Origin of the sequence: Streptomyces sp. R28 (genome assembly GCF_041052385.1) — a bacterium.
Lineage (GTDB): Bacteria > Actinomycetota > Actinomycetes > Streptomycetales > Streptomycetaceae > Streptomyces.
Genome location: NZ_CP163439.1, coordinates 5,226,571 through 5,253,242, shown reverse-complemented (window position 1 = coordinate 5,253,242; position 26,672 = coordinate 5,226,571). Strand labels below are relative to the sequence as shown.

Here is a 26,672-nt window from a genome sequence, read left to right as displayed (position 1 = left end):
CGATCCAGGGCCTCTCCGTCGTCGTACCTGCGATCGCGGCCACGAACCGCGTGCCTAGAGCTCCTGGTCCCCGAACGCCAGCGTGTCCAGGTCGCCGTCGAAGTTCTCCCCCAGGCCCGCCAGGCCCAGGAACATCCGCTCCAGGGCGAGGTCGGACTGCCGCTCGTCGTGGATCGCGTCCGGGGTCGTATGGAGGGCCTGCTCCGTCCAGATGCACTTGCCCGTCGCGGTGTAGCGGGTCCCCCACCGCTGGGAGAGCGCGGTGACCAGTTGCAGGCCCCGGCCCCCTTCGTCCGTCTCCGTCGCCCGGCGGATGCGCGGCATCGTCAGGCTGCCGTCGAAGACCTCGCAGATCAGGTCGGCGCCGTGCAGGAGCCGGAGGCGGAGTGGGCCCTTGGCGTGCCGGATGACGTTGCCTATGAGTTCGCTGGCCAGGAGCTCGGTCGCGGGGGTCAGGTCCTCAAGGCCCCAGGCCGCGAGCTGGTCGCGGATCAGGCTGCGGGCCTGGCCCGCTGCTCGGGGGTCGTCGGGGAGGGGCCAGGAGGCGATGCGGGAGGAGGGCAGGGCGTGCAGGCGGGCCAGCAGGAAGGCCGCGTCGTCGGCCGCCTGCTGGTCGGCGGGGAGGAGGGCGGAGGTGACCCGTTCGCACAGGTCCTCCAGGTCCTTCGCGGTGCCGTCCGCGTGCGAGGTCCGCAGGACCTCGGCGAGGGCCGCCATGCCCTCGTCCATCTCGCGCTTCGACGACTCCACGAGGCCGTCGGTGTACAGGGCCAGCACACTGCCTTCGGGGACCGGGATCTCGGTCGTCTCGAAGGGGGGTTCCGCCGCGCCCAGGGGCGGATCGGTCGCCAGCGCCGGGAACAGCACGGTGCCGTCGGGGTGCAGCAGGGCGGGCGGCGGGTGGCCCGCCCTCGCTATGGAGCAGATCCTCGTCGTGGAGTCGTACAACGCGTACAGACACGTCACGTACGACTCCTCGCCCATGGCGCCGACGATGTCGTTGAGGTGGCTCATGATCTCGTCGGGGGGCAGTTCGAGGTCGGCCAGGGTGTGGACCGCCGTGCGCAGGCGGCCCATGGTGGCCGCCTCCGGCAGGCCGTGGCCCATGACGTCGCCCACGACCAGCGCGACCTGGCCGCCCGACAGCGGGATGATGTCGTACCAGTCGCCGCCCACGTCCATGCCCTGGCCGGCGGGCAGGTAGCGGGCCGCTGCCGTGCAGGCGGGGACGGTGGGCAGGTCGCGGGGGAGCAGGCTGCGCTGGAGTTCGCGGGACCTGGTGTGCTCGGCGTCGAAGAGGCGGGCCCGGTCCAGGGCCTGGGCCACCAGGGCGCTGGTCGCGGTGAGAAGGGTGCGTTCCTCGTCGGTGAGGCGGCGGGGGTGGTCGAAGGTGACCGCGCAGATGCCGAAGGTGTGGCCCGAGGCCGTCAGGGGGAGCAGCGCCCAGGCCTGTTTGCCGGCGCGGGCCGGCAGGCCCGCGATCTCGGGGTACCGCGCGGCGAACTCCCGGGGGGAGGAGAGGAACAGCGGGGCGCCGGCGAGTATCGCGTCCCAGAGCGGGCTGGGCTCCGTGCGTTCGCGGCCGTCGAGTATGGCGAGGATGTCGTCCGGGTAGCCGACCGAGCCCACGGTGTGGAGGCGGCCGCACTCCACCGTCTGCACCACCAGTCCCGTCGCCTCGAACGGGGGCAGCACCCGGCGGGCCACCGCGTCCACCACGTCCTTCGAGGTCGTCGCCTTGGCGAGCGCCGTCGTCAACTCCGCTATCCGCGCGGACCGTTCGGCGGCCGCGTGCTCGGCGGACCGGCGGTCCTCCTCCAGGCGCCGCTTCTCGGTGACGTCCGTGAAGTAGATGGTGCGGCCGTCGGGGCCCGGCACCAGCCGCAGGTGGCACAGGCGCCCGTTCGGCAGCCGTACGTCGAAACTGACCGACTTCTCCGCGGCCGCGGCCTGCCGGCACCGGATCTCCAGACCGGGCATCTGCTGCGCTGTGGGCAGGTCCCACAGCAGACACCCGAAGAGCTCCTCCTCGGAGTAGCCCAGGGTGCGCTCCGCCTCCAGGTTGGCGAAGGTGATCCGCCAGTCGTCGTCCACCGCGAGGAAGCCGTCGCTCATGTGCCGCAGGGCCCGGCTGAGCGCGTCCCGGGCGGAGCGCGGCTCGTCGCTGTCCCAGCCCATGCCGATCATCCGCTGCGGCTCGCCGTGGTCGTCGTACGTCGCCCTGCCGCGGGCCTGGGTCCAGCCCCAGCTGCCGTCCAGTTTCCGTACCCGGTACTCGGCCTCGAAGAGGCCGCCGTCGCGGATCGCCCGGTCCGCCGCCGCCAGCGTCGGGGCGAGGTCGTCGGGGTGGAAGCACCGCATCCAGTCGTCGACCTTGCCGGTGAAGTCCTGCGGCCGGGTGCCGTAGAGCTCCAGGGCCGCCTCGTCCCAGATCAGGTCGCCGGTGCGGATGTTCCAGTCCCAGGAGCCGACGCTGACCTCCTTCAGCGACTGGCGCACGCGCTCGCTGCTCGGCGAGTCCATCCGCGAGGGACCCGTCGGTGGCCGTGCGTGGACCATACGGTCCTGCGCCCACGCGATGACGGCGTGGAGGAACTCCCAGTGCTCGGGGGTCGGTTCACCCCGGTCGCCCATCAGGACGCTGAGCGCGCCGGTGGTGCGGTTGCCGCTGTACACGGGTAAGGCGGCGAGGCCGGTGCCGGGCCAGTCGGCGGCCGACCGTGACTCCGGCCGCGCCTCAGGCATCAGCGGGACCCACACCCCACTGCCCTCGTGCAGTGCACGGGCCGGGGCCAGCGGGCCCTCCTGGTCGATGATCTCCCAGGCTCGGGTGAGGGCCGGAGGGAGCCCGGCCGTCGACACCAGGCGCAGGGCGGACATCGGGCCGCGGAGATGGATCATGCCGCCCAGGGCGCCCAGCTCGCCCACCGCATGTTGCAGGGCCAGCCGGAAGACCTCGCTTTCCGCGACACCGGGGGCCACCGTGTCGAGCAGTGACAGCCGAGCGTTCATGCCGGGGACTTTACCGTCACAGCCGCAACCGATTCGATGGTTCGCAAGATCCTCACGCCTCTCACCCGGCCGGTCGACAGGTCGTCAACAGCCAAGATTTATCGTTGAGTTGATGTCGACGGCTTAGCATCACCCGGGACCCCCGACCGCCTGAGGAGCGGCATGGACATCGGTGTCTTCATCCCTATCGGAAACAACGGCTGGCTCATATCGAAAAGTTCGCCGCAGTACCTGCCGACCTTCGAGCTGAACAAGGCCATCGTGCAGAAGGCCGAGGAGTACGGCCTCGACTTCGCGCTGTCGATGATCAAGCTCAAGGGGTTCGGCGGCGAGACCGAGTTCTGGGACCACTGTCTGGAGTCGTTCACGCTGATGGCGGGCCTGGCCGCGGTCACCGAGCGGATCAAGCTGTACGCCTCCACGCCGATCCTCGTCCTGCCCCCGGCGATCGTCGCCCGCATGGCCACGACGGTCGACTCCATCGCCCCCGGCCGCTTCGGCGTCAACATCGTCACCGGCTGGGCGCCCGGCGAGTACTCCCAGATGGGCCTGTGGCCCGGCGACGAGCACTTCGGCAACCGCTACGAGCGGGCCGTCGAGTACGTCACCGTGATGAAGGAGCTGTGGCGCGAGGGCGTCAGCAACTTCAAGGGCGAGTTCTACGAGATGGACGACTGCGTGCTGTCGCCGCGACCGGCGAACGGGCACATCGACATCGTTGCCGCGGGCCAGAGCAGCACGGGCATGCGGTTCGCCGCCGAGCACGCCGACTACAACTTCATCCTCGGCAGCGGCGTCAACACCCCGCTCGCCTTCTCGGACAGCACCGCCACGCTGGTGGAGGCGGCGCGGGAGACGGGCCGGGACGTGGGCGCGCTCTCCCTCTTCATGGTCATCGCGGACGAGACCGACGAGGCCGCCCAGGCCAAGTGGCGGGACTACCACGACAACGCCGACCGTGCGGCCCTCGCGTACATGGCCGGCGAATCGGCCTCGGACACCGCCGCCGACGACTCCTCGACCGCCCGCACCATCGTGCTGCCCGAGGGCGCGGTGAACTTCAACATGGGCACGCTCGTGGGGTCGTACGAGACCGTCGCGAGGATGCTCGACGAGATCGCCGAAGTCGACGGCACCAAGGGGATCATGCTGGTCTTCGACGACTTCCTGGCGGGCATCGAGAACTTCGGCACACGCGTCCAGCCGCTGATGAAGTGCCGACGGGCATGAGCGGGTCACGGCCGCGTGCGGAGAACCGTGAGGAGAACGGTGAAGAGGGCCGTGAGGAGGACTACGAGCGGGCCGGCTTAGGCGGCCGACTCACCCCCGGCGCCTCCCCGGCCCTACTCCTGGTGGACCCCGCCCGGGCCTACGTGGACCCCGACTCCCCTCTCTACGCCGGGGGCGAACCGGCCGTGGAGGCGATGAAGGCGCTGCTGGCGGGCGCACGCCGAGCGGGCATCCCCGTGGTCGTCACCCGGGTGCGGTTCCGGCCCGACGGACGCGACGGCGGCGTCTTCTTCCGCAAGGTGCCGACACTGAAGGTGTTCGCCGAGGGCAGTCCGTACGGCGACTTCATCGACGGACTGGCCCCGGCAGCAGACGAGTTGACGGTCACGAAGCAGTACCCGAGCGCCTTCTTCGGTACGTCACTGGCGGCATACCTCACGGCCCACCGCATCGACACGCTCCTCATCGGCGGGCTGTCGACCAGCGGTTGTGTGCGCGCCACCGCGCTGGATGCGATGCAGCACGGGTTCGTCCCGGTCGTCGTTCAGGAGGCGGTGGGCGACCGGGACCCGGACGTGCACGCGGCGAACCTCTTCGACATCCGGCACAAGATCGGCGAGGTGTGGCCCATGGCCCGGGCCGAGGAGTACCTCGGCGTCGTCCGGGGTGCCGAACGCCCGTGACGACAGCGGTGGTTGTGGGCAGCCTGAGGGACGGCACCTATGCGACGGACGGGACCATCGGGGAGTACGTGGAGCGCTGGGGGCCGGTGCTGAGGGCGGTGGCGGACAGGGCGGTGCGGGCGGCGGCGGAGAGGGCGCCGCGGGACTGAGCCGGGGCTGCCGTGATCGCCAGGGTCGCCGGGATCGCAGGGTTGGTCGGCTTCGCGGGGTTCGTCAGGGGCGAAGGGTTCCCCGGGGTCACCGGAGCCGCCTCCTTCTTCCGCTCGGCGAACACGAACAGCCGCAGGACCAGGAACCGGCCGATGCCGGCCAGCCCCGAGGCGGTGAGGTAGACGGCCTGCTCGCAGAGCATGGTGGGCGACGGCTGCACGGCGTGCAGTACGAGTATCGCGGCGGTCGTGGCCAGGTACGCGGCGACGGCCGACCCCGAGGACTGCAGGTGCTGCCGCAGGCCGGGGCGCTGTCCGGTGCCGAAGGTGAACAGGGCGTGCAGCTCGGTGCACAGGAGGGTCGAGGCGACGGTGATCAGGGCGTTCGCGAGCGCCCAGGGCATCGCTGCGGCCAGCAGCGGTACGGCCGCACTGGACAGCAGCCCGACACCGCCGCCGCACACCACGAACCGGGCGAAGGAGGAGAACGGGCCCGGCGCCGACGCGGAGAGGGCCTGCGCCGACGGGCTCGGCTTCGACGGGCACTGCGACTCCATGACGGCTTCCTTCCGGGCTGACCTGAACCTCTGACCGGTTCAGCTCATCCCGGCGCGGCTTCAGCGGGGCCTCAGCCGGGCTTCAACCGGTATCGGCGGGGCTTCAGCCGGTATCGGCCGGGCTTCAGCCGGTATCGGCGGGGCTTCAGCCGGTATCGGCGGGGCTTCAGCCGGTATCGGCGGGGCTTCAGCCGGAACCGACCAGGCTTCAAGCGGAACCGACCAGGCTGCAGCCGGGATTTCAGCCGGGATCAACTGAGGCCAACGATGCCGTTGTCCGCACGTCGCAACGATGGAGTGACCTACCGGCCCGGAGGTGGGGCAGGCTCCACCATGCGAGGTCGGGTCAGCGGCGCGCCGCAGCAGCGCGCCTCAGTTCATGACCCGCACGAAGCCGCCCCGCGAGGCGCCCGAGCCCAGCAGGTGGCCCCAGTCCAGCACTTCGGGTATCCGGTCCACGGACAGCACCACTGCTCCACCGGCCCGCTCGGCGTCCTCGCACCAGGCGCCCATGTCACCAGGCCCGCCCGCGTCGAGCACCGGTGCGGCGAGCGAGGGAACCATGAGGCCGTACTCCCCCGGCCCGTCCACGACGCACAGGGTGAGCTTGGGCACGACACCCCAGCCCGCGCACAGCGGCACCTGCCCGTCGGCCGCGGCCAGGGCGGGCAGGGCGTCGTGGACGGAGGCGCCGGCCAGCAGGAGGACGGGGGTGTCGCCCCGTACGAAGAGCGTGTTCTCGGGCTCGTGCAGCATGCGGCGGGCCGCCTTCTCAAGTGGCGCAATGTGACTGCTTCGCAGGCTAGGCGAAGGCACTGACATTGCGTCCGGCCCAGTCCGCGAACGCACGGGCCGGCCGCCCGAGGACGTGCTCCACGTCCGGGCTGACCTGCCGCAACGCGGCCGCCGGAGCCCCCAGCATGTCGAGCGTGTTCTCGACGACCGGCTCGGGCATGAAGCCCAGCATCCGCTCCCGGGCTTGTGCTCGGGTCAGTTCGACGAACCGGACCGCCTCACCCAGGGCGTCCTCGATCGCGGCGGTCTGCTGCCGGGGCGAGACGGGCGCGGGGCCGGTCAGTTCGTAGACCTCGCCGTCGTGCCCCGGCTCGCGCAGCGCCAACGCCGCGACGTCCGCGATGTCGGCCGGGTCGACGGTCGGCAGGGCCACGTCGCCGAAGGGAGCGGCCACCTCCCGCCGGGTGCGGACCATGTCGGCCCACTGGAGGACGTTGGAGTGGAAGCCGCTTGGGCGCAACATCGTCCACTCCAGGCCCGATGCCTTGACGGCGTCCTCCAGGACCGAGGGGTGGTGCCCGGTGCCGACGCCCTGGGACGACAGCAGGACCACACGCCGCACGCCCGATCCCCGTACGACATCCAGGACGGCCCCGAGGTCACCGCCGCCCGCCACGAAGTCGCCCGAGGTCAGCACGAACAGGGCCTTGGCCCCCTCCAGGGCGGGCGCCAGGCGCTCGGGGTCGGCGAGGTCGGCCGGGTGATGGCGGGTCCCCTCCGGCACGTCCCGCGCGGAGATCCGGCGGGAGACCGCCGTCACCTGCTCCCCCGCTTCGACGAGGGTCCGCACAAGTGGCCGTCCCACATTGCCCGTTGCTCCGGTCACCACGATCATCATCGGTCTCCGTTCCGAGGTTCTCGTTCTCGTTCTCGTTCTTCTCGTCTCGAACGGCGACGCTACTGTTGTGGAGGTAGTAGGTACCTAGAGGAAAGTATTGGCAGACAGGGGGAGTTGTGACCGAGGACACAGCGAAATGGGCCCCGCGTGGCGGCGATCCCGAGAACGCCTGCCCGGTCGCCCCCGTCGTCGACATCGTCTTCAGCCGGTGGACCACCCCGATCCTGTGGGCGCTCCACGAGTACGGCCGACAGCGCTTCGTCGAACTGGAGCGTCGTATCGCCACGATCACGCCGAAGGTGCTCACCCAGCGACTGCGGCAGCTGGAGCGGGACGGCCTGGTCGTGCGCACGTATCACGCCGAGGTGCCGCCCCGCGTGGAGTACGAGATCAGCGAACTGGGCCGCAGCCTCGCACCGTTGTTCGCCGCGCTCTCCGAGTGGTCCGTTCATCTGGACGAGGTCGAGCGGGCACGGGTGGCATACGACGCCCGTCAGTGATCAGGCCTTGTCCTGGTCGCGCAGTTCGTCGATGTAGGTCTGCGCCAGGCCCGTCGTGCGGGTGAACCAGTCCGTGAGTACGGCGATCTCGTCGGCGGAGTAGCTGGCGAAGAGGTCGTTGAGGCGGGCGTAGTAGGGGCCGTAGAGCTCCTCGGCGCGGGTGACCGCGGACGGGACGGCGGCCACGCGGACGCGTCGGCGGTCGGCCGGGTCCGGGCGGCGGGTGATGAAGCCGGCGCGTTCCAGGCGGTTGAGGATGCCGGTCATCGCGCCGGTCGTGACGTGGGCGTGCTCCGCGAGTTCGCCCGCCGTGAGCAGGTTCTCGCCGGCCTTCAGCACGCAGGCGAAACAGAGCAGGTCGGTGATGTTCAGGCCCAGCCGCTGGGCCATCTCCTGCTGGCCGAGCAGGTGGGCCGCGATGAGGGAGTCCATCGCCTCCAGCGCCTGGGCGGGGGTGGCGGTGGGACGCGGCTTGGCTTGCATCTTCCTGATTACCTTAGCTTGTGAGAGATTCAGTGCCTAAACTTCTCACGAGGTGAGAGATTCTCCGAATGCTCGTCGGGATATCCGGGAGGTAGCACGTGAGTCAGTATGACGAGGGGCACACGATCGCGGGGTGGACCGGAACCGCGATCGCGGGCGTCGGCTCCGCCGTGCTGGGGGCGGGGATATGCACGGTGTCGGCTGTGCTGCTGGTGGGCGGGCTGGGGATCGTGGCGGCGAGCGTCCTCGTCACCTGGGCCCTGCACCTGTCCGGCTGGGGCAAGCCGCCGGGCGTCCGGCCTCGGAGTCAGTGGCGTATGGGGGCGCGCGACCTGACCGCTCGGGACGGGCATACGGACTGCTGGGGATGCCGGTTGGCGGGGCGCGGTCGGCGTACGGCCGCGGTGGCGTCCGAGGCGACATCCGGCGCGGCGTCCGGCGCGGCGTCCGAGGTGGCTCCCGTGACCGGGGATCCCGAGCCCGCTGCCGCTGAAGCCGGCCGCTGAAGCCGGCCGCTGCGGTCGGGTGTTGATCTCGGTCGCGGAACCGGCGCCCCCCGTGGCCTCCAGTCGCCGAACCGCCGTTGTCAGTGCCTGCCTCTAGTCTCGAAGAGCGATGGCACAGGCATGGAGATGCTCGGGGTTGCGGTGGTCGGCGGACGGTCCCGAGCTGGCGTGGGACGGCGGTCGGCGCTCCGCGCTGACCTGGGGAAAACGGGTGGCCTTCGGGGTCGCGGAAGGGGGCGCGCGGACATGCGTGGGGGCGCGGGGGCATGCGTGTCCGGTACGGGCGGTCGTGCCGGGGCGGAGTACGGGGGCGCGGTGCGAGGAGTGTGCGCGGCTGGACCGGGCGCACTCCGTGGCGGCCGACACGATCGCGGACGATCCACGGCCGTACCACGTATATCTGGCGTGGTTCGGGCCCGGGATGACCAAGGCCGGCATCACCGCCCTTGAACGCGGCTCGGCGCGGCTGCTGGAACAGGGCGCGGTCTGCTTCAGCTGGCTGGGCGTCGGCCCGCTGATGGCCGCGCGGCGCGCCGAGGAGCTGCTGCGCGCGGCGTTGCGGGTGCCGGACCGGATTCCGTACGGCCACAAGCGGGCGGTGCGCTCCGTGCTGCCGACGTCGGCGGCCGAGCGGGCGGCCGAGGTGGAGGACCTGCATGCCCGCGCGGTGGCCCTCCCCGGCTGGCCGGAGTCACTGGACCGCGAGCCCTGCCGACCGGTCGATCACGCCGGGGTGTTCGGGCTCGCGGGGCTGCCGGGCGCCGTCGGGGAGGTGAGCGAGCTGATCGCCGGCGGGGTGGTGAGTGGGCGGTTGGTGGCGGCTGCGGGGCCGGATCTGCATCTGGCGGCCGGCGGTGGGGTCGTCGTGCTGGATACGCGGTTGATGCGGGGGTGGGAGCTGCGTTCTGTCGAGGGGCTGGCTGGAGATGGTGAACTCACTTTGCCTGTAAGGGAGTTCAAGCGTGAGGTGAGCGCGCAGGACGGCTTGTTCTGATCCGCGAGGGAGGCGGGAGGCGGGAGGCGGTGACGGTAAAGAGTTGAATCCCTCCGGGATCCCTTTCGGTAAGGAACCTGGACGCCGTGCGGTGCGGGAGCGGACCGTAGGTGACATGAGCGATCACCGCGTTGCACCTGTCGCCCCTGTTTCGGCGCACGAACCTCCGTACTACGCCGTCGTGTTCACTTCCATGCGCACCGAGGGGGACGGTGGATACGACGTGACCGCCCGGCGCATGGGTGATCTGGTCAAGGAGATTCCCGGGTTCCTCGGCGAGGACTCCGCCCGCACCCCAGGCGGCCTCTCCATCACCGTCGCTTACTTCAGGGACCTCGCCGGCATCGAGCAGTGGCGCGACCACGCGGAGCACCGCGCGGCCAAGTCGCACGGACGCGCGCACTGGTACGAGCGCTACTCGCTGCACATCGCCAGGGTCGAGCACAGCAACGGGTTCGAGCGGGCGAGTACTGAAGGCGTCTGTAGGGATTCAGTGCTTGAAAGGTAAACGAATCGGCCCTGCGTCGCCGTCGCCGCCGTGACAGGGCTCGCCGCGGTGCTCCCGGCGGCCGGCACCGCGAACACCGTGCCGTTCGGCGGACACACGACGCTGCCGTTCGGCGGGTACGCGCACCGTACGGTCAGCACGGCCAGTGGCGAGACCTTCGACCTGAAGCCGGCCGCCGGCCCGACCCTGCTGCCCGCCTCCGGCCGCAGTACGGTGCAGGTCAAGGGCGCCGGATACACAGGGCGTCGACAACCGGGGGCAGGGCATATTCCTCGCGTTCTGTGTGATCCCCGAGGGTGTCCGCGTCGGTGACCGTCGACGTACACCAGCCTGCCCGGTCCCTGTCTGCCCGGCGCCGAGAGCAAGGACGGATCCTCGCGCCGGATCACCGACACCGGCATGGGCACGGGCACGCCCGGCATCACGATCCCGTACGAGGACGGCGGCAAGTTCCGTACGACGCTGGAGAACCTCCGGCCCGAGATCGCGGACGGCGTTGTCTGTGACGTGAACGTGCGGTGCGCGATCGTCACCCGCGCCGACTTCACGGCCACCGGCGAGCGGCTGTACGACCAGTACATACCGGTCCGCTTCCTGCCCGGCGTCAAGGGTTGACCTGCAGGTTTGTGGACGAGAGGCTCCTGGGCCCCTCGCGGGCCCGCGAGGCCTCTCGTGTCGATCACCCAAGCGCCCCCTGAGAGTCTCCTGTGCGTTTCTTAGGAAAATCACAGGTTGCGGAAAGCGTGTTCTAAGAGGGCTCCGACAAAGTTCCAGCATGACCACGACCTCGCCCCAGGGGCGCACCGAACTGCTGAGGCCGGACGGGAGCCCCGTCCGAGTGCTTGTGGTGGACGACGAGCTGTCGATCACCGAACTTCTGTCGATGGCCCTTCGCTATGAGGGCTGGCAGATCCGGAGTGCGGGGGATGGCACGGGTGCCATCCAGACCGCGCGCGAGTTCCGGCCCGACGCCGTCGTGCTGGACATGATGTTGCCGGACATGGACGGGCTGAGCGTCCTCGGGCGGCTGCGCCGGGACCTGCCGGACGTGCCGGTGCTGTTCCTGACGGCCAAGGACGCCGTCGAGGACCGTATCGCCGGGCTCACCGCGGGCGGGGACGACTACGTCACCAAGCCGTTCAGCCTGGAGGAGGTCGTGGCCCGGCTGCGCGGGCTCATCCGGCGTTCCGGTGCCGCCGACCGGCGGTCGGACTCCGTACTGGTCGTCGGGGACCTGACGCTTGACGAGGACAGCCACGAGGTCTCGCGGGCCGGGGAGAACATCCACCTCACCGCCACCGAGTTCGAGCTGCTGCGGTTCCTGATGCGCAACCCGCGGCGCGTGCTCAGCAAGGCCCAGATACTCGACCGCGTGTGGTCGTACGACTTCGGCGGGCAGGCCAACGTCGTCGAGCTCTACATCTCCTACCTGCGCCGGAAGATCGACGCCGGTCGCGAGCCGATGATCCACACCCGGCGTGGCGCCGGTTACCTGATCAAGCCCGCGGCGTCATGAGCGGGCGACGACGGCCGCGTACGCAGAAGAGACGAGCGGGTCAGCCGCGCACACTGCGGGCGCGGCTCGTCGTCGCGTCCCTGGTGCTGATCGCCGTGGTGTGTGCGGTGATCGGTACGGTGACGACGCTGGCGCTGCGGTCCCATCTGTACGAACAACTGGGCACCCAGCTCAGCGAGATCGGCGATCGGGCCGCCGGCAAGCCTCCCGGCGCCGACCCCGACAAGAGCGACCCCAGCAAGAACGACGCGCCCGACAAGTCCGCCCAGACCCTCAATCTCACCGAGTTCGCCAAGCGCGCGGGCGGTCCGGGATCGACCGGCACGGTCATCGCCCTGGTCCAGAACGGTGTCATCACCGAGGCGAAGGTCGGCCAGAACACGGACGACAGCACCGCCGCCGACCCGTTCGGGATGAAGGCCGTCGACCTCACCGAAGCCCAGGAAGCGGCGCTCAACAAGGCGTCCCAGGACGGCAAGCAGCACACCGTCGACCTGGGCGGCAGCCTCGGCGAGTACCGCGTCCAGTACAGGACCAGCGGCGACGGCACCCGTAGCTACTACGTCGCCATCCCCATCAAGGACGTCAGCAGCACCCTCAACACCCTCGTCCTCATCGAAGCCAGCGTCACCGCCGCCGCCCTGGTCGCCGCCGGTATCGCCGGCACCGTCATCGTCGGCGTAGCCACCCGCCCCCTCCGCCGCGTCGCCGCCACCGCCACCCGCGTCTCCGAACTCCCGCTCCACACCGGCGAGGTCAACCTCAGCGAACGCGTCCCCGAGTCCGAGACCGACCCGCACACCGAGGTCGGCCGGGTCGGTGCCGCGCTCAATCGCATGCTGGACCACGTCCACGCCGCCCTGCACTCCCGCCAGCAGAGCGAGATGCGGGTACGGCAGTTCGTGGCCGACGCCAGCCATGAGCTGCGCACCCCCCTCGCCTCCATCCGCGGGTACGCCGAACTGACCAGACGCGGCAGAGAAGAGGTCGGCCCGGACACCAAACACGCCCTCGGCCGTATCGAGTCCGAGGCCGGGCGCATGACCCTCCTCGTCGAGGACCTCCTCCTGCTTGCCCGGCTCGACGCCGGACGTCCGCTCCAGTTCGAGCAGACCGACCTGATCCCGCTCGTCGTGGACACCATCAGCGACGCCCGCGCGGCCGGCATGGACCACAACTGGCGCCTCGACCTGCCCGACGAGCCCGCGCTCGTGTCGGCGGACGCGGCCCGGCTGCAGCAGGTCCTCGTCAACCTGCTCGGCAACGCCCGCAACCACACTCCACCCGGTACGACGGTCACCGCGCGTGTCCAAAGGCGGGGCCCGTGGCTGTGCGTGGACGTCGAGGACAACGGTCAGGGCATCCCGGCCGAGCTGCTTCCGCACGTCTTCGAACGGTTCGCGCGCGGCGACTCCGCGCGCTCCCGTGCCACCGGCTCGACCGGCCTCGGCCTGGCCATCGTGCAGGCCGTGGCGACCGCGCACGGCGGCGCCGTGACCGTCGACAGCGTGCCCGGACGCACCGTGTTCACGGTGCATCTGCCGGCGCTCCGCACGCCGCCGAGCCCCGAAATGAGCTGGCAACAGCACTCACAGGCACAGCACAGCGTCACCACATGGGTGGAACAGGGCGCCTGACGAAAGTCGGTTCCATGCGAACCGACTCTTCTCCCGGCACCCTGCCGGCGCGGGAGCACCTCCCGGCCGGCGACGCCGGTACGCCTGTCCTGGACGTAGTGATCCCCGTCTACAACGAGGAGAAGGACCTCCAGCCGTGTGTGCTGAGACTGCATGACCACCTCAAGCGCACCTTCCCGTACGCGTTCCGCATCACGATCGCGGACAACGCGTCGACGGACACCACCCCCCAGGTGGCGTCGCGGCTGGAGGCGGAGATACCGGAGGTCAAGTCCTTCCGGCTGGAGCAGAAGGGCCGCGGCCGGGCGCTGCGGACCGTCTGGTCCGCCTCGGACTCCCCGGTCCTCGCCTACATGGACGTGGATCTGTCCACCGACCTCAACGCCCTGCTGCCGCTGGTGGCGCCGCTGATCTCCGGTCACTCGGACCTGGCGATCGGCTCCCGGCTGGCCCGTAGCTCGCGGGTGGTGCGCGGACCCAAGCGGGAGTTCATCAGCCGCGCCTACAACCTCATCCTGCGCGGCTCGCTCCAGGCCCGCTTCTCGGACGCGCAGTGCGGCTTCAAGGCGATCCGCCGGGACGTGGCCCAGGTACTGCTGCCGCTGGTGGAGGACACCGGCTGGTTCTTCGACACGGAGATGCTGGTGCTCGCCGAGCGCGCGGGACTGCGTATCCACGAGGTGCCGGTCGACTGGGTCGACGACCCCGACTCCACGGTCCACATCGTGAAGACGGCGACCGACGACCTCAAGGGCGTGTGGCGGGTGGGCAGGGCGCTGGCGACCGGCTCGCTGCCGCTGGACCGGATCACCCGCCCCTTCGGCGACGACCCGCGCGACCGCGAGATCAAGGACGTACCCAAGGGCCTGGCCCGCCAGCTCGTCGGCTTCTGCGTCGTCGGCGCTCTGTCCACCCTCTTCTACCTCCTCCTCTACAGCGGCTTCCGGGTGTTCACCGGTTCGCAGATCGCCAACGCGCTCGCCCTGCTGGTCTCCGCGATCGCCAACACGGCGGCCAACCGGCGCCTCACCTTCGGGGTGCGCGGCCGCGGCGGCGCCGTACGGCACCAGGCGCAGGGCCTGGTCGTCTTCGGTATCGGCCTCGCCCTGACCAGCGGTTCGCTCGCCGCCCTCAACGCGGCCAGCAGCGACCCCGCGCACTCCACCGAACTGGCGGTCCTCATCGCCGCCAACCTCGCCGCGACGGTGCTGCGCTTCCTGCTCTTCAGGGCGTGGGTGTTCCCGGACCGCAGCGACAGCGACACCGGCTCGACGGTGGTCGCCTCGCACAACCCGCCGTACGCCCCGGCCCCCAGCCCGTCCTCGCGGATCTACTCCCCGGTCTCCCCGGTCTCCCCGGTCTCCCCGGTCTCCCCGGTCTCCGCGGCGCGGCCCGGCCACCAAGGCCCGCTCCCGCAGCGTCCGGTGGCACAGCGCGCACCCCAGTACACGTACGAAACCGCTCAGTTCCGCGCCGGTGAAGCCGCGGACGGCACCTGGCGGGACGCCACCATGCAGCTGCAGCCGGTGCGCCCGCACGACACCGACTCGAGGGACTCCCGATGACGCTCCACTACGACCAGTCGACGCACGACAGAGACGCGAGCCCAGACACCTGGGGCAGGCCCCCGGCACCCACGCCCGCCACCCCCGCCGCCCCGGTTCCCGACGCCGGTGAACCCAAGCTGCCCTTCGTACGGCGGCTGTGGCGCGGCCGCCCCGAGGACCCGCGCTGGGCCCGCCCGGCCTTCCTGGGCCTGCTGCTCGCCACGCTCCTCCTCTACCTCTACAACCTCAGCGCCTCCGGCTACGCCAACTCCTTCTACTCGGCGGCCGTTCAGGCCGGCAGCCAGTCCTGGAAGGCCTTCTTCTTCGGCTCGCTGGACGCGGCCAACGCCATCACCGTCGACAAGCCCCCGGCCTCCCTGTGGCCGATGGCCCTGTCGGTGCGGCTCTTCGGCCTCCATTCGTGGGCGATCCTGCTCCCCGAGGTCCTCATGGGCGTCGGCACGGTCGCCGTGGTCCACGCGGCCGTACGCCGCAGGTTCAGCCCCGCGGCCGGCCTGATCGCGGGCGCGGTGCTCGCGCTCACCCCCGTCGCGGCGCTGATGTTCCGGTTCAACAACCCGGACGCGATGCTGGCCCTGCTGATGGCCGTGGCCTGCTACTTCGTCATCCGGGGCCTGGAGGACGGCCGTACCAAGTGGCTGGTGTGGGCCGGTGTGGCCATCGGCTTCGCCTTCCTGGCCAAGACCCTGCAGGCGTTCCTGATCCTGCCGCCGCTCGCCCTCGTCTATGCGGCGTGCGCGCCGGTGTCGGTGAGGAAGCGGATCGGCCAGCTCGCCGCGGGCCTGGTCGCGATCGTCGTCTCCGGCGGCTGGTGGGTCGCGATCGTCGAGCTGTGGCCCGCCTCCTCCCGCCCCTACATCGGCGGCTCGCAGAACAACTCGTTCCTGGAGCTGACCTTCGGCTACAACGGCCTCGGCCGGCTCAACGGCGACGAGACCGGCAGCGTCGGCGGCGGTGGCGGCGGCAACGGCGGCGGCAACTGGGGCGAGACCGGCTGGGACCGCCTCTTCAGCTCCAGCATCGGCGGCCAGATCTCCTGGCTGATCCCGGCCGCGCTGATCCTGCTGATCGCGGGCCTGGTGGCCACGCGCAAGGCCGAGCGCACGTCGGTGACGCGCGGTTCGTTCCTGGTCTGGGGCGGCGCGCTGATCACGACCATGCTGGTCTTCAGCTACATGCAGGGCATCTTCCACGAGTACTACACGGTGGCCCTCGCCCCCTACATCGCCCCGCTGATCGGCATGGGCGCGGCCAAGCTCTGGGAGGAGCGCGGCAAGATGTGGGCGTCGCTGTCCCTGGCGGCCGCGATGACGGCCACCGCGGTCTGGGGCTACGTCCTGCTCGACCGCTCCTCCGACTACCTGCCCTGGCTGAAATGGCTGGTCCTGGTCGGCGGTCTGGCGGCCGCGCTGGGCCTGATCTTCGCCGCCAGGCTCGGCCGTCAACTGACCATGGGCGTCGTCGGCCTGGGCCTCGCCGCCGCGCTGGCCGGCCCGACGGCGTACACGCTCAGCACGGTGAACGAGGGCCACACCGGCTCGATCGTCACCGCCGGCCCCGCGGTCGCGGGCGGCCGTGGCGGCCCCGGCGGTGGCGGCGGCCCCGGTGGCGGCGGTGGCTTCGGCGGCGGAATGCCGGGCCAGCAGGGCCAGAACAACCAGCAGGGCCAGAACAACCAGCAGAACGGCAACGGCTTCCCCGGTGGCACGCCGGGTCAGCAGGGCCGGCAGAACGGCAACGGCAACACCCAGAACCAGCAGGGCCAGGGCCGGAACCAGCAGGGCGGAATGCCCGGTGGCGGCATGGGTGACGGCGGCGGTGGTGGCATGGGCGGTCTGCTCAACGGCGCCAGCGTCAGCGACGAGGCCAAGAAGCTGCTGGGGACCAACGCCGACGACTACACCTGGGTCGCCGCGGCCATCGGCGCCCAGAACGCCGCGAGCTACCAGCTCTCCACCGGCGACCCGGTGATGGCGATCGGCGGCTTCAACGGCACCGACCCGTCCCCGACGCCGGCGCAGTTCAAGAAGTACGTGGAGGAAGGCAAGATCCACTACTTCATCTCCAGCGGTTCCGGTGGCGGCGGCATGGGCGGCAGCAGCAGCGGTGCGTCCTCGCAGATCACCGAGTGGATCGAGGTCAACTTCAAGCAGGTGACGGTCGGTTCCGCGACCTTCTACGACCTGACGCAGAAGGCGAGCAGCTGACGTAACCGCGGTGAATCAGCCGGCGAAGCGGCCGGTGAATCAGCCGGAGGCAAGAGGGCGGTGGCCGTGCGCGGCCACCGCCCTCTCTGCTGTCCGAGAATCTCCGTTGTACAGTGTATGGGAGGTGTTCTACGGTGTACGACATGTCGACGTCCCCCCAGGAAAAGGCCCTGGCCCCGCCCCATGGCGGCCACCCGCAGCGCTGGCTGATCCTCGGTGTCATCTGCCTCGCCCAGCTCACCGTGCTGCTCGACAACACGATCCTGAACGTGGCCATCCCCTCGCTGACCAGCGAACTGGGCGCCGCCACCTCGGACATCCAGTGGATGATCAACGCGTACTCGCTCGTGCAGTCCGGTCTGCTGCTGACGGCGGGCAGCGCCGCAGACCGCTACGGCCGCAAGAAGATGCTGGTCGCGGGCCTGGCCCTGTTCGGCATCGGCTCCCTGGTGGCCGGGCTGGCGGACAGCTCCGGCCAGCTGATCGCCGCTCGGGCCGGTATGGGCGTCGGCGGCGCGCTGCTGATGACCACCACGCTCGCCGTGGCGATGCAGATCTTCACGCCCGAGGAACAGCCGAAGGCGATCGGCATCTGGGCGGCCGTGAACTCGCTGGGCTTCGCGACCGGACCGCTCCTCGGCGGCTTCATGCTGAACCACTTCTGGTGGGGCGCGATCTTCCTGATCAACCTGCCGGTCGCGGCGCTCGGCCTGGTGGCGGTCGTGATGCTGGTGCCCGAGTCCAAGAACCCACAAGGTGACCGCCCCGACCTGTTCGGCGCCCTGCTGTCCACGATCGGCATGTCCTCGCTGGTCTTCGCGATCATCTCCGGACCCGAGCACGGCTGGACGTCCGGCAGGGTGCTGGCATCGGCGGCCGTCGCGGTCGTGGTGCTGGGCGGCTTCGCGTACTGGGAGAGCCGGATCCCGTATCCCATGCTCGACATGCACTTCTTCAAGAACCGCCGTTTCACGGGAGCGGTGGCCGGGGCGGTGCTGATCACCTTCGGGATGGGCGGATCGCTCTTCCTGCTCACCCAGCACATGCAGTTCGTGCTCGGTTACGGCCCGCTGGAGGCGGGGCTGCGCACGGCGCCGCTCGCCTTGATGATCGTGGCCCTGAACTTCACCGGTCTGTCGGCGAAGTGGTCCGGCAGGCTCGGCACTCCCGTCTCCATCGGGCTGGGCATGACGGCGATGTCCGCCGGCCTCGTCTCGATCGCGACGCTCACCGAGCACGGGTATCCGGGCACGCTGCTGGGCCTGGTGCTCATCGGCGCGGGCGCCGCGATCGCCAGCCCGGCGATGGCGCACGCGATCATGAGCGCGATTCCGCCGGAGAAGGCCGGTGTCGGCGCCGGCATCAACGGCACGGTGGCGGAGTTCGGGCAGGGTCTGGGCGTCGCCGTGCTCGGGGCCGTACTCAACTCCCGCTTCGCCGCGCTGATCCCGGTCGCCGCGGTGTCCCTGCCGGGGGCGTTGGCCGAGGCGGGGTCGGATGCGGAGAGGGCGCGGATCACTGACGCGTTCGCCTCCGGGCTGGAGACCAGTCAGTTGGTGGGGGCGGGGGCGGTGCTGGCCGGGGGTGTGGTCGCGGCGGCGTTGTTGCGGCGGGCGGAGAGGGCAGACTTCGCCTGAGGGCTCGGGGCGTACAGGCAGAGTCCCGCGCCCTTTCAGGGCGTTGCCGCCTAGCATCTTGATCAGTCAGCGGAGTCGAGGAAGGTGCGCCATGGTGAGGGCAGCCGGGCGGGCGGCGCGTACCAGCGTGTGGCTGGAGGGCAAATCCCGGCGGGGCGGACGCGGCGGGGGACAGCCCTCCGGGCTCGACCGTGACCGGATCACCGCGACCACCGTCCGGCTGCTGGACGCCGACGGGTTGGCGAAGTTCTCCATGCGGCGGCTGGCCGCCGAGCTGAACGTGACCGCGATGTCCGTCTACTGGTACGTCGACACCAAGGACGACCTCCTCGAACTCGCCCTCGACGCCGCCTTCGGCGAACTGACCCTGCCCGACCCGGAGGCCGACGAGGACTGGCGCGAGCAGCTGCGCGCGCTGGCCCGCGGGTACCGCGACCTGCTGGTCCGCCACCCTTGGCTGTCGCCGCTGATCGGCACCTACGTCAACATCGGTCCGAACAGCCTCGCCTTCTCCCGCTTCGTGCAGCGCGTCATCCGCAGGACCGGTCTGCCCGCACACGGCCTGGTGGCCGCGATCTCCGCCGTCTTCCAGTTCGTGTACGGCTTCGGCACGATCGAGGGCCATTTCATCGCCCGCAGCGCGGCGTTCGGCATGACCCCGGACGACTACTTCCAGCACGCCATGAGCACGGTGACGCAGGCCCCGGAAGCCGCCGAGATGGTCCAGGAGTCCGCGGAACTCATGCAGGCCCGCGGCGGCGACACGGTCGAGGAGATGTGGGAGCGGGACTTCGAGTTCGCCCTGGACCTGCTGGTGGCGGGCATCGAAGCGATGGTGGCGCGGGCCACGGGAGACTAGGAGGCCGGGAAGTCCGGCACCAGCGCGTTCACCGGTGCCGGCTTCTCCTGGGTGAGGCGGTGAGGCAGTGAGGCGGTGAGCGGCACTGCGGCACTCACTTCCGGGGCCGCAGACCCCCAGGGACCGGGGTCAGTCCTGCGGAACAAGCCGCGCCGGGAACCCACCGGTCGCCACCGGCCCCCACTTCTCCGGCGTGACCCGAATGATCGACTTCCCCTGCTTCACCATCGCCGCCCGGTACTCGTCCCAGTCCGGGTGCTCCCCGGCGATGTTCCGGTAGTACTCGACGAGCGGCTCCACGGAATCCGGCGAGTCGATGACCTCGGCGGCCCCGTCGATCTGCACCCATGGCCCGTCCCAGCCGTCGCTCAGCACGAGCAGGCTCACCCGCGGATCCCGATGGGCGTTGCGCGTCTTGGCCCGTTCGGGGTACGTGGAGACCACGATCCGCCCCGAGTCGTCGACCCCGCAGGTCAAGGGCGAGGCCTGCGGGCTTCCGTCCGCCCGTCGGGTGAGCAGGATGGCGCGGTGACGGGGACGTACGAAGTCCAGCAATTCTTCGAGCGAAACGCGGGTGTTCGTCGCGATGTTCGGTGCCATGGCCTCAGCCTAGGGGCAGATCGGTCCGCTCGGCGTGACCCTGCCGTGCCTACCCTTGCGGCAGCGTCTCCCCCTGCACCGCCTGGATGTCCAGCTCCACCTTCAGCGTCGTACCGATGGCAGCGATGCCCGCCTGCACCACCTGGTTGTAGTTCATCGCGAAGTCGTCCCGATGCAGCTCCGCGGTAGCCCGGAACGCCGCTCGCGTACCGCCCCACGGGTCGGCTCCCGTGCCGAGGTAGGCCAGATCCAGGTCCACCGGCCGTACGACTCCGTGCATGCCCAGCTCGCCATGGACCGTCCAGCGGTCGGAGCCCGCGGCCGCCGTGACCCCCGTCGACCGATACGTGATCTCGGGATACTTCTCCACATCCAGGAAGTCCGGCGACTTCAGGTGCCCGTCCCGCATGCCGTTGCCCGTGTCGATCGAGTCGGCCCGGATCACCGCCTCCACCCGGGATTTGGTGGCGTCGTCCGGCGCGATCTCGATGGCGCCGGAGAAGTGGGTGAAACGGCCGTGCACGCTGGAGATCCCCAGGTGCTGGGCGACCGCGGCCACGCTGGAGTGCGCCGGGTCGATGGTCCACGGCCCGGGCGGCGGCAGTTCCGTGCCGCCCCGGCGGGCCAGCGTCACCGTGCCGACCTCGGCCCGCCCGCTCGCCGTGACGATGGCGCTCGCGGCGGCGGGCGCGTAGCCGACGGCGGTGACGATGACGGTGTACGCCCCCGGGGCCAGCGGATTCGCGTCCCGTACGGCCCCCTCCGCGTCGGCCTCCGCGCGCAGCACCTGGGTTCCGGTCATGTCGGTCACCGTGACGACCGCGTGCGACACGGCCCACCCGTCCCTGGTGCGGATCCTCGCGCTCAGTCCCATCCCGTCCAACTCCCTGCAAAGACTTACAAATTGGCCATAATGAGTCCGGCCCGCAGCGGGGCGCGCCTCCGCTCAGAGCGCGCCGGCCGCCACGGGCCGGAGTTCTGCTACTCGCCGGGGTGGGCGAGTTCGATGTCGTGGTCGTCGACGCCGCGGCCGGTCACCGTCAGCGCCGTCGCCACCGGCGGGTAGCCCGTCGCGATGACCGTGTACTCGCCGCCGTCCAGGTCGGTGAAGGCGTACGCCCCGTCCGCCCCGGTGGTGGCGGTGCCCACGACGTTGCCCGCCGCGTCGACCAGGGTCACGCGGGCATCGGCCAGCGCGCCGTACGGTGCCCGGACCACTCCCTGGACCTGGGCACCGGCCTCAAGGTCGACCTCGATCCGGGTGACCCCGGTACCGCCGATCTCGACGGGCAGGGCCCGCGGCCGGAACCCGACGGCGTTCACCGCCACGGTCACGGCACCCGGCACCAGCTCGGCGAAGCTGAACTCGCCCTGCTCCCCGGTGGCGGCGGTGGCCAGCAGATCCCCGCGCACGTCGGTGACGATCACCATCGCGTCCTTGACCGGCAGCGCGCTCTGCGCCGTCCGGACGACGCCGCTCAGGCCGCTGGTGCCACTGAGCAGGACGTCGTACGACACCGGCTCGTCGCCGTTCACGACGATCGTGGAGGCCTGTGGCTGGAAGCCGTCGGCGGAGGCGATCAGGACGTACGATCCGGCGCCCGGCGCGTCGACCGCGTACGAACCGTCGGCCTGCGCCACCGACCGGCCGAGCTGCCGACCGGCGAGCGAGATCAGCGTGACCGCCGCCTGCGGCACCGGCGCGCTCTCCGCGCCCCGGACGAAGCCGCGGACCGGGACGCCGCCGGACGAACCGGTGGTCTCCTCGGTGCCGGCCACCGTGGCGACGGCGGCGAGCTTCTGGGTGCCGTCGGTAACGGCCTCGGTGTCCGAGGAGGCGGTGGCCCAGCTCGGGACCCGCTCCTGCGCGGCGGCCGGCGCGGCGGCCTCGGCGGGCTCCGGCGTACCGGGCTCACTGCCCTCGGCGGCCTGGGCCAGGGCGCCCTTCGTCTTCAACGGGACCTCCTTGATGAACAGGGCGAACAGGAGGGCGAGGAAGGCGATCGGCGCGGCGTACAGGAAGACGTCCGCGACGCCGTGGCCGTACGCGCTCTCGATGACCGTGCGGACGGGCGCGGGCAGTGCGTCGAGGTCCGGGATCTCACCGTGGCCCGAGGAGCCCTGCACGCCGAGCTTGGTCAGGCCCTCCTCGGCGTAGTGCGTGATGCGGTGACTGAGGACCGCGCCCAGGGCCGAGACGCCCATGGCGCCGCCGAGGGAGCGGAAGAAGTTCACGACCGAGCTGGCGACGCCCAGGTCGCTCGGGGCCACCTGGTTCTGAGTGGCCAGGACCAGGTTCTGCATCATCATGCCGACGCCGAGACCCAGCAGGGCCATGAAGATCGCGACGTGCCAGTACTCGGTGTCGTAGCGGATCGTGCCCAGCAGCCCGAGGCCCGCGGTCACCAGCACACCGCCCGCGAGCAGCCATGCCTTCCAGCGGCCGGTGCGGGTGATGACCTGGCCGGAGACGGTCGACGAGACGAACAGGCCGACGATCATCGGGATGGTCAGTACGCCGGACATGGTCGGCGACTCGTTCCGGGCCAGCTGGAAGTACTGGCTGAAGAAGATCGTGCCCGCGAACATCGCGATGCCGACGAAGAGCGAGGCCAGCGAGGCGAGGGTGATGGTGCGGTTGCGGAACAGGCGCAGCGGGATGATCGGCTCGCTCGCCTTGGACTCGACGAGGACGAAGAGCAGCAGCAGCGCGAGCGCGCCGCCCGTCATCGCGTACGTCTGCCAGGACAGCCAGTCGTACTTGTCACCGGCGAAGGTCACCCACACCAGCAGCAGGCAGACCGCGGCGGTGATGAAGAAGGCGCCAGCCCAGTCGACCTTGACCTTCCGACGGACGACCGGGAGGTGCAGGGTGCGCTGGAGCACGATCAGGGCGATGACGGCGAAGGGCACGCCGACGTAGAAGCACCAGCGCCAGCCGAGCCAGTCGGTGTCGGTGATGACGCCGCCGATCAGCGGGCCGCCGACCATGGCGGTGGCGAAGGTGGCGCCGAGGTAGCCGTTGTAGCGGCCGCGCTCACGCGGGGAGATCATCGCGGCCAGGATGATCTGCGCCAGCGAGGACAGACCGCCCATGCCGATGCCCTGCATCGCGCGGAACCCGATGAGCATCCCGGCGTTCTGCGACAGACCGGCGAGCGCGGAGCCGGCCACGAAGATGACCAGGGCGAGCTGTATCAGCAGCTTCTTGGAGAACAGGTCGGCGAGCTTGCCCCACAGCGGGGTGGACGCGGTCATCGCCAGCAGCGACGCGGTGACCACCCAGGTGTAGGCGCTCTGGCCGCCGCCGAGGTCCTTGATGATGTCGGGCAGGGCGTTGGAGACGATCGTCGACGACAGGATCGCGACGAACATGCCGAGCAGCAGCCCGGTCAGCGCTTCCATGATCTGCCGGTGCGACATCGGAGCGCCGTCGGCGGACGGCCCTCCCGAGTGCTTGGCGTGGGCCCGCACACCGGCTGGTGTGGTCGTTGCCATGGATTTCCTTCTCTTACTGGGTGATCGCGGGTGTACGGCAGTCGTCGAAGCTGGCCCGCAGCCGGGCCATGAGCCGGGTGAGCTCGGCAACGTCGTCGTCGGACCAGTCGCTCAGCCGCTCGGCGAGCAGCTGCGTGGTCCGCCGGGACATCTCCCGCACCCGCTCCTCACCGGCCGCGGTGAGGTGGAGGATGCGGCTTCGCTTGTCCGCCGGGTCGGGGGAGCGCTCGATCCAGCCGCGCTCGGCGACGTGGGCGACATGGCGGCTGGTGACCGACATGTCCACGGCGAGCAGCTCGGCGAGCTTGCTCATGCGCATCTCCCCGTGGCGGACCAGCAACGTCAGTACGGCGGCGGAACCGGACGGGCAGTCGGACGGCAGCGTCCGTCCCATCTCCCGTTTCACGGCACCGAAGGCGCTGAACTGGCGCACCAGCTCCTCGTACTGCGCATGCTCGGCCATCGCACCTCCGTCATTTGTTGCTTAGGGCAACCATAGAAGCTGTTGGTTGCTACAGGCAAACAAAGTGGGGAGGGTGGGCCGCAAAAACTTGGCAAAGGCAAGTATTGCGACCGTAAATGTGCAGGTGGGGTGGGTCCTGTGACCCCCTGTGCAGGGCGGGAGCCCCCACTTGGGCCGAACGGGCGGATTCGCTAGGGTCTCAGGCCATGGCTAACACCCAGGGCCCCCAGGGCAACCACGACCCCGCCGGCAACACCCAGATGTTCCGCGCGTTCGTCGACGAGGCCCCGCAGGGCCGGCAGCAGCAGGCCTCCTCGGGCCCGCGCATCGGTCTGATCGTCGGCGTGATCGCCGCCGTGGTGATCGTGGCGGCGGTGGCCTGGCTGGCGCTCAAGTAGTCCCTGCCGCGTTCACTTCCACCGGACGGTGACGTCCCGCGTCTCGATGTGCATGCCCAGCGGCACGCGCCAGGCGTCGACGCACACCGTCCAGGTCTTCTCCTTGCGCGCCCCGGCCCCGATCGGCGCCGGGAGTTCCTGCGTCGACTCGACCGTCGCCCAGTCGATGCCGAGCGCGCCGATGACGTGGGTGCCGAAGGTGACGGTGCCGGAACGCACGGCTGTGCCGCCCGAGTTGTGGAAGTCGAGGGTCACCTTCTCGCACCAGCGCTGGTCGGTGGGCTCCCGTTCGGGGTCGCTCACGGCGAGCTTCGCGGGCGAGGGGGTCGTCGCGGGGGCCGAGGGCGCGGGTGAACCGTCGGACGGGACGGTGGAGTCGGCCGGTGTGACCGCGGGTGCCGGGGTGTCGCTCGGGGGGTGAGCGGAGCTCTGCGTCCCCTCGGACTCCGTTCCCCGGGAGGCATCCGGCGCCTGACTCCCCTCCGGCCCGGAGGGGTCGCTCGACTCTCCGTTGCTCTTGCTGCCGCTGCCGCTGCGGCTGCCACGGCCGTCGTCCGTGCCGCCGCCACCGTCATCCCTTTCCGGCCCGTCGAGCGGCACCAGCGTCACCCCGCCCGTCGGCGCGACGGCCGCACCGGAGGCCCTCGGCGGGCCACCCGCCGCTCCGGTGGCGACGTACCCGTCACCGCCCCCACCGCCCCCGCAGGCGGCCAGCACCCCGCCCAGGCAGACGACGGCCGCCGACGCACCGATCAGGGTGCACCGACGGCCATGTGTCCAGGTCGTCCTTGTCGCGGTTGCGCGAAGCATCCGGTCATGGTGGCTGACGCCCCGTCAAATATGAAGGGGTCGGTCAGAGATGAGGGTCGGTCAGAGATGAGGATGGGTCGGAGATGAGGGGTCAGTCGGAGATGAGGCCCTCGCGCAGCTGCGCCAGCGTCCGGGTCAGCAGCCGGGAGACGTGCATCTGGGAGATGCCGACCTCCTCGCCGATCTGCGACTGGGTCATGTTGGCGAAGAAGCGGAGCATGATGATCTGCCGCTCGCGGGGCGGCAGCTTGGCCAGCAGCGGCTTGAGGGACTCGCGGTACTCGACGCCCTCCAGCGCGGTGTCCTCGTAGCCGAGACGGTCCGCGAGGGAGCCCTCGCCGCCGTCGTCCTCCGGGGCCGGGGAGTCCAGCGAGGAGGCGGTGTAGGCGTTGCCGACCGCCAGGCCGTCGACGACGTCCTCCTCGGACACGCCCAGCACGGCGGCGAGTTCGGCGACCGTCGGGGAGCGGTCCAGCTTCTGGGAGAGCTCGTCGCTGGCCTTGGTGAGGGCCAGGCGCAGCTCCTGGAGTCGGCGCGGGACGCGCACCGACCACGAGGTGTCGCGGAAGAACCGCTTGATCTCGCCCACGACCGTCGGCATCGCGAACGTCGGGAACTCCACGCCCCGTTCGCAGTCGAAGCGGTCGATCGCCTTGATCAGGCCGATGGTGCCGACCTGGACGATGTCCTCCATCGGCTCGTTGCGCGAGCGGAAGCGGGCCGCCGCGTAGCGCACCAGCGGGAGGTTGAGCTCGATCAGCGTGTCCCGGACGTATGCGCGCTCGGGGCTGTTCTCGTCCAGGGTGGCGAGCCGCAGGAACAGGGAGCGGGAAAGGGTGCGGGTGTCGATATTCGCCGTGGCCGGCCAGGCCGGGACGTCATCGGCCGGGGCGGCCGGTGCCGGAACGGCCTCAAGGGCCGGTACGTCGTCGAGCGCGGCGTCGGGCGCGGACTCGCTCTTCGTGAGCGTGAGCACCTTCGAGCTGCCCTGATCTGCGGACATGCCACCCCCTTTGGGTCGCGGGACGGTCGTGGCGAACGCTCCGATCGAGGAACGCCAGCCTTCACCTGAATACCGGAGCCGAAGCCACGGCAAACGCGCTAGCCGAAGAATGTCACATGTCGGCAACACGCTGTAGTGACATGTCGACATGTGAGACTTGAATCCGCCCTGGATAAAGGGGGTCTGACGGTGTTTCAATGCAGAACCGTCGGGATCCTCCC

At 70.6% G+C, this 26,672-nt stretch carries 25 protein-coding genes; 14 read left to right on the top strand and 11 right to left on the bottom strand.

The features are described from left to right. Nucleotides 1-54: 54 nt before the first annotated feature. Nucleotides 55-3,012, bottom strand: coding sequence for a SpoIIE family protein phosphatase (locus AB5J49_RS23340; protein ID WP_369170558.1), 2,958 nt, complete (start codon nt 3,010-3,012; stop codon nt 55-57). A gap of 162 nt (nt 3,013-3,174) precedes the next feature. Between AB5J49_RS23340 and rutA the strand changes: the two genes are divergently transcribed. After that, nucleotides 3,175-4,242, top strand: a complete 1,068-nt coding sequence (rutA, locus tag AB5J49_RS23335) for a pyrimidine utilization protein A (protein ID WP_369170557.1) — start codon at nt 3,175-3,177, stop codon at nt 4,240-4,242. Continuing rightward, nucleotides 4,239-4,925, top strand: coding sequence for an isochorismatase family protein (locus AB5J49_RS23330; protein WP_369170556.1), 687 nt, complete (start codon nt 4,239-4,241; stop codon nt 4,923-4,925). Before rutA ends, AB5J49_RS23330 begins: the two co-directional genes overlap by 4 nt. A gap of 37 nt (nt 4,926-4,962) precedes the next feature. Here the strand turns inward: AB5J49_RS23330 and AB5J49_RS23325 are convergent, their stop codons facing one another. The 3 genes from AB5J49_RS23325 to AB5J49_RS23315 all read right to left on the bottom strand — a co-directional run bounded on the left by AB5J49_RS23325 (nt 4,963) and on the right by AB5J49_RS23315 (nt 7,261). Next, a complete protein-coding gene (locus AB5J49_RS23325) occupies nt 4,963-5,631 on the bottom strand; it encodes a GtrA family protein (protein ID WP_369170555.1) in 669 nt (222 codons plus the stop codon). Between the two features lie 372 nt (nt 5,632-6,003). After that, the gene (locus tag AB5J49_RS23320; RefSeq protein ID WP_369170554.1) at nt 6,004-6,387 is read right to left on the bottom strand and encodes a hypothetical protein; all 384 of its coding nucleotides are present in this window, start codon (nt 6,385-6,387) and stop codon (nt 6,004-6,006) included. 46 nt (nt 6,388-6,433) lie between these two features. After that, the gene (locus AB5J49_RS23315) at nt 6,434-7,261 is read right to left on the bottom strand and encodes an NAD(P)H-binding protein (RefSeq protein ID WP_369175229.1); all 828 of its coding nucleotides are present in this window, start codon (nt 7,259-7,261) and stop codon (nt 6,434-6,436) included. Nucleotides 7,262-7,380: 119 nt separating this feature from the next. Here AB5J49_RS23315 and AB5J49_RS23310 point away from each other — a divergent pair, with 119 nt between their 5' ends. After that, nucleotides 7,381-7,764: a winged helix-turn-helix transcriptional regulator gene (locus AB5J49_RS23310; protein ID WP_369170553.1), complete on the top strand. Its 384-nt coding sequence runs from the start codon at nt 7,381-7,383 to the stop codon at nt 7,762-7,764. Here AB5J49_RS23310 and AB5J49_RS23305 read toward each other — a convergent pair whose 3' ends face one another. Then, a complete protein-coding gene (locus AB5J49_RS23305; protein WP_369170552.1) occupies nt 7,765-8,247 on the bottom strand; it encodes a MarR family winged helix-turn-helix transcriptional regulator in 483 nt (160 codons plus the stop codon). Nucleotides 8,248-8,345: 98 nt separating this feature from the next. Here AB5J49_RS23305 and AB5J49_RS23300 point away from each other — a divergent pair, with 98 nt between their 5' ends. The 10 genes from AB5J49_RS23300 (at nt 8,346) to AB5J49_RS23255 (ending at nt 19,679) form a co-directional block, all read left to right on the top strand. Further along, complete coding sequence (locus AB5J49_RS23300) at nt 8,346-8,753, top strand: HGxxPAAW family protein (protein ID WP_369170551.1); 408 nt, start codon at nt 8,346-8,348, stop codon at nt 8,751-8,753. Nucleotides 8,754-8,862: 109 nt separating this feature from the next. Continuing rightward, nucleotides 8,863-9,747: a DUF2797 domain-containing protein gene (locus AB5J49_RS23295; RefSeq protein ID WP_369170550.1), complete on the top strand. Its 885-nt coding sequence runs from the start codon at nt 8,863-8,865 to the stop codon at nt 9,745-9,747. A gap of 181 nt (nt 9,748-9,928) precedes the next feature. Then, entirely contained in the window at nt 9,929-10,255 is a 327-nt protein-coding gene (locus AB5J49_RS23290; RefSeq protein ID WP_369170549.1) for an antibiotic biosynthesis monooxygenase, read from the top strand. Between the two features lie 399 nt (nt 10,256-10,654). Further along, nucleotides 10,655-10,870 (top strand): hypothetical protein, encoded by a 216-nt coding sequence (locus AB5J49_RS23285; protein WP_369170548.1) that lies wholly within the window; start codon nt 10,655-10,657, stop codon nt 10,868-10,870. A gap of 160 nt (nt 10,871-11,030) precedes the next feature. Further along, a complete protein-coding gene (locus AB5J49_RS23280; protein WP_274240800.1) occupies nt 11,031-11,771 on the top strand; it encodes a response regulator transcription factor in 741 nt (246 codons plus the stop codon). Beyond that, complete coding sequence (locus AB5J49_RS23275) at nt 11,768-13,408, top strand: ATP-binding protein (protein ID WP_369170547.1); 1,641 nt, start codon at nt 11,768-11,770, stop codon at nt 13,406-13,408. Before AB5J49_RS23280 ends, AB5J49_RS23275 begins: the two co-directional genes overlap by 4 nt. Before the next feature lie 14 nt (nt 13,409-13,422). Further along, entirely contained in the window at nt 13,423-14,973 is a 1,551-nt protein-coding gene (locus AB5J49_RS23270; RefSeq protein WP_369170546.1) for a glycosyltransferase, read from the top strand. Next, nucleotides 14,970-17,183 carry an ArnT family glycosyltransferase gene (locus AB5J49_RS23265; RefSeq protein WP_369170545.1) on the top strand — a complete coding sequence of 738 codons (2,214 nt, stop codon included), beginning with the start codon at nt 14,970-14,972 and terminating at the stop codon, nt 17,181-17,183. The genes AB5J49_RS23270 and AB5J49_RS23265 overlap by 4 nt, the downstream gene beginning before the upstream one ends. A 143-nt stretch (nt 17,184-17,326) precedes the next feature. Continuing rightward, a complete protein-coding gene (locus AB5J49_RS23260; protein WP_369170544.1) occupies nt 17,327-18,820 on the top strand; it encodes an MFS transporter in 1,494 nt (497 codons plus the stop codon). A 91-nt stretch (nt 18,821-18,911) separates the two neighbouring features. Beyond that, nucleotides 18,912-19,679 carry a TetR/AcrR family transcriptional regulator gene (locus AB5J49_RS23255; RefSeq protein WP_369170543.1) on the top strand — a complete coding sequence of 256 codons (768 nt, stop codon included), beginning with the start codon at nt 18,912-18,914 and terminating at the stop codon, nt 19,677-19,679. A gap of 129 nt (nt 19,680-19,808) precedes the next feature. Here the strand turns inward: AB5J49_RS23255 and AB5J49_RS23250 are convergent, their stop codons facing one another. The 4 genes from AB5J49_RS23250 to AB5J49_RS23235 all read right to left on the bottom strand — a co-directional run bounded on the left by AB5J49_RS23250 (nt 19,809) and on the right by AB5J49_RS23235 (nt 24,240). Continuing rightward, nucleotides 19,809-20,279: a PPOX class F420-dependent oxidoreductase gene (locus AB5J49_RS23250; RefSeq protein WP_369170542.1), complete on the bottom strand. Its 471-nt coding sequence runs from the start codon at nt 20,277-20,279 to the stop codon at nt 19,809-19,811. Nucleotides 20,280-20,328: 49 nt separating this feature from the next. Beyond that, nucleotides 20,329-21,153, bottom strand: a complete 825-nt coding sequence (locus AB5J49_RS23245; RefSeq protein ID WP_369170541.1) for a YceI family protein — start codon at nt 21,151-21,153, stop codon at nt 20,329-20,331. A gap of 107 nt (nt 21,154-21,260) precedes the next feature. Then, a complete protein-coding gene (locus AB5J49_RS23240) occupies nt 21,261-23,777 on the bottom strand; it encodes an MFS transporter (RefSeq protein WP_369170540.1) in 2,517 nt (838 codons plus the stop codon). Between the two features lie 13 nt (nt 23,778-23,790). Beyond that, nucleotides 23,791-24,240, bottom strand: a complete 450-nt coding sequence (locus AB5J49_RS23235; protein ID WP_369170539.1) for a MarR family winged helix-turn-helix transcriptional regulator — start codon at nt 24,238-24,240, stop codon at nt 23,791-23,793. Nucleotides 24,241-24,446: 206 nt separating this feature from the next. Between AB5J49_RS23235 and AB5J49_RS23230 the strand changes: the two genes are divergently transcribed. After that, nucleotides 24,447-24,638, top strand: coding sequence for a hypothetical protein (locus AB5J49_RS23230; RefSeq protein ID WP_062708509.1), 192 nt, complete (start codon nt 24,447-24,449; stop codon nt 24,636-24,638). A 12-nt stretch (nt 24,639-24,650) separates the two neighbouring features. Here the strand turns inward: AB5J49_RS23230 and AB5J49_RS23225 are convergent, their stop codons facing one another. Next, nucleotides 24,651-25,448 carry a hypothetical protein gene (locus AB5J49_RS23225; RefSeq protein ID WP_369170538.1) on the bottom strand — a complete coding sequence of 266 codons (798 nt, stop codon included), beginning with the start codon at nt 25,446-25,448 and terminating at the stop codon, nt 24,651-24,653. Nucleotides 25,449-25,539: 91 nt separating this feature from the next. Next, nucleotides 25,540-26,451 carry an RNA polymerase sigma factor SigF gene (locus tag AB5J49_RS23220; protein ID WP_369170537.1) on the bottom strand — a complete coding sequence of 304 codons (912 nt, stop codon included), beginning with the start codon at nt 26,449-26,451 and terminating at the stop codon, nt 25,540-25,542. Between the last annotated feature and the right edge of the window lie 221 nt (nt 26,452-26,672).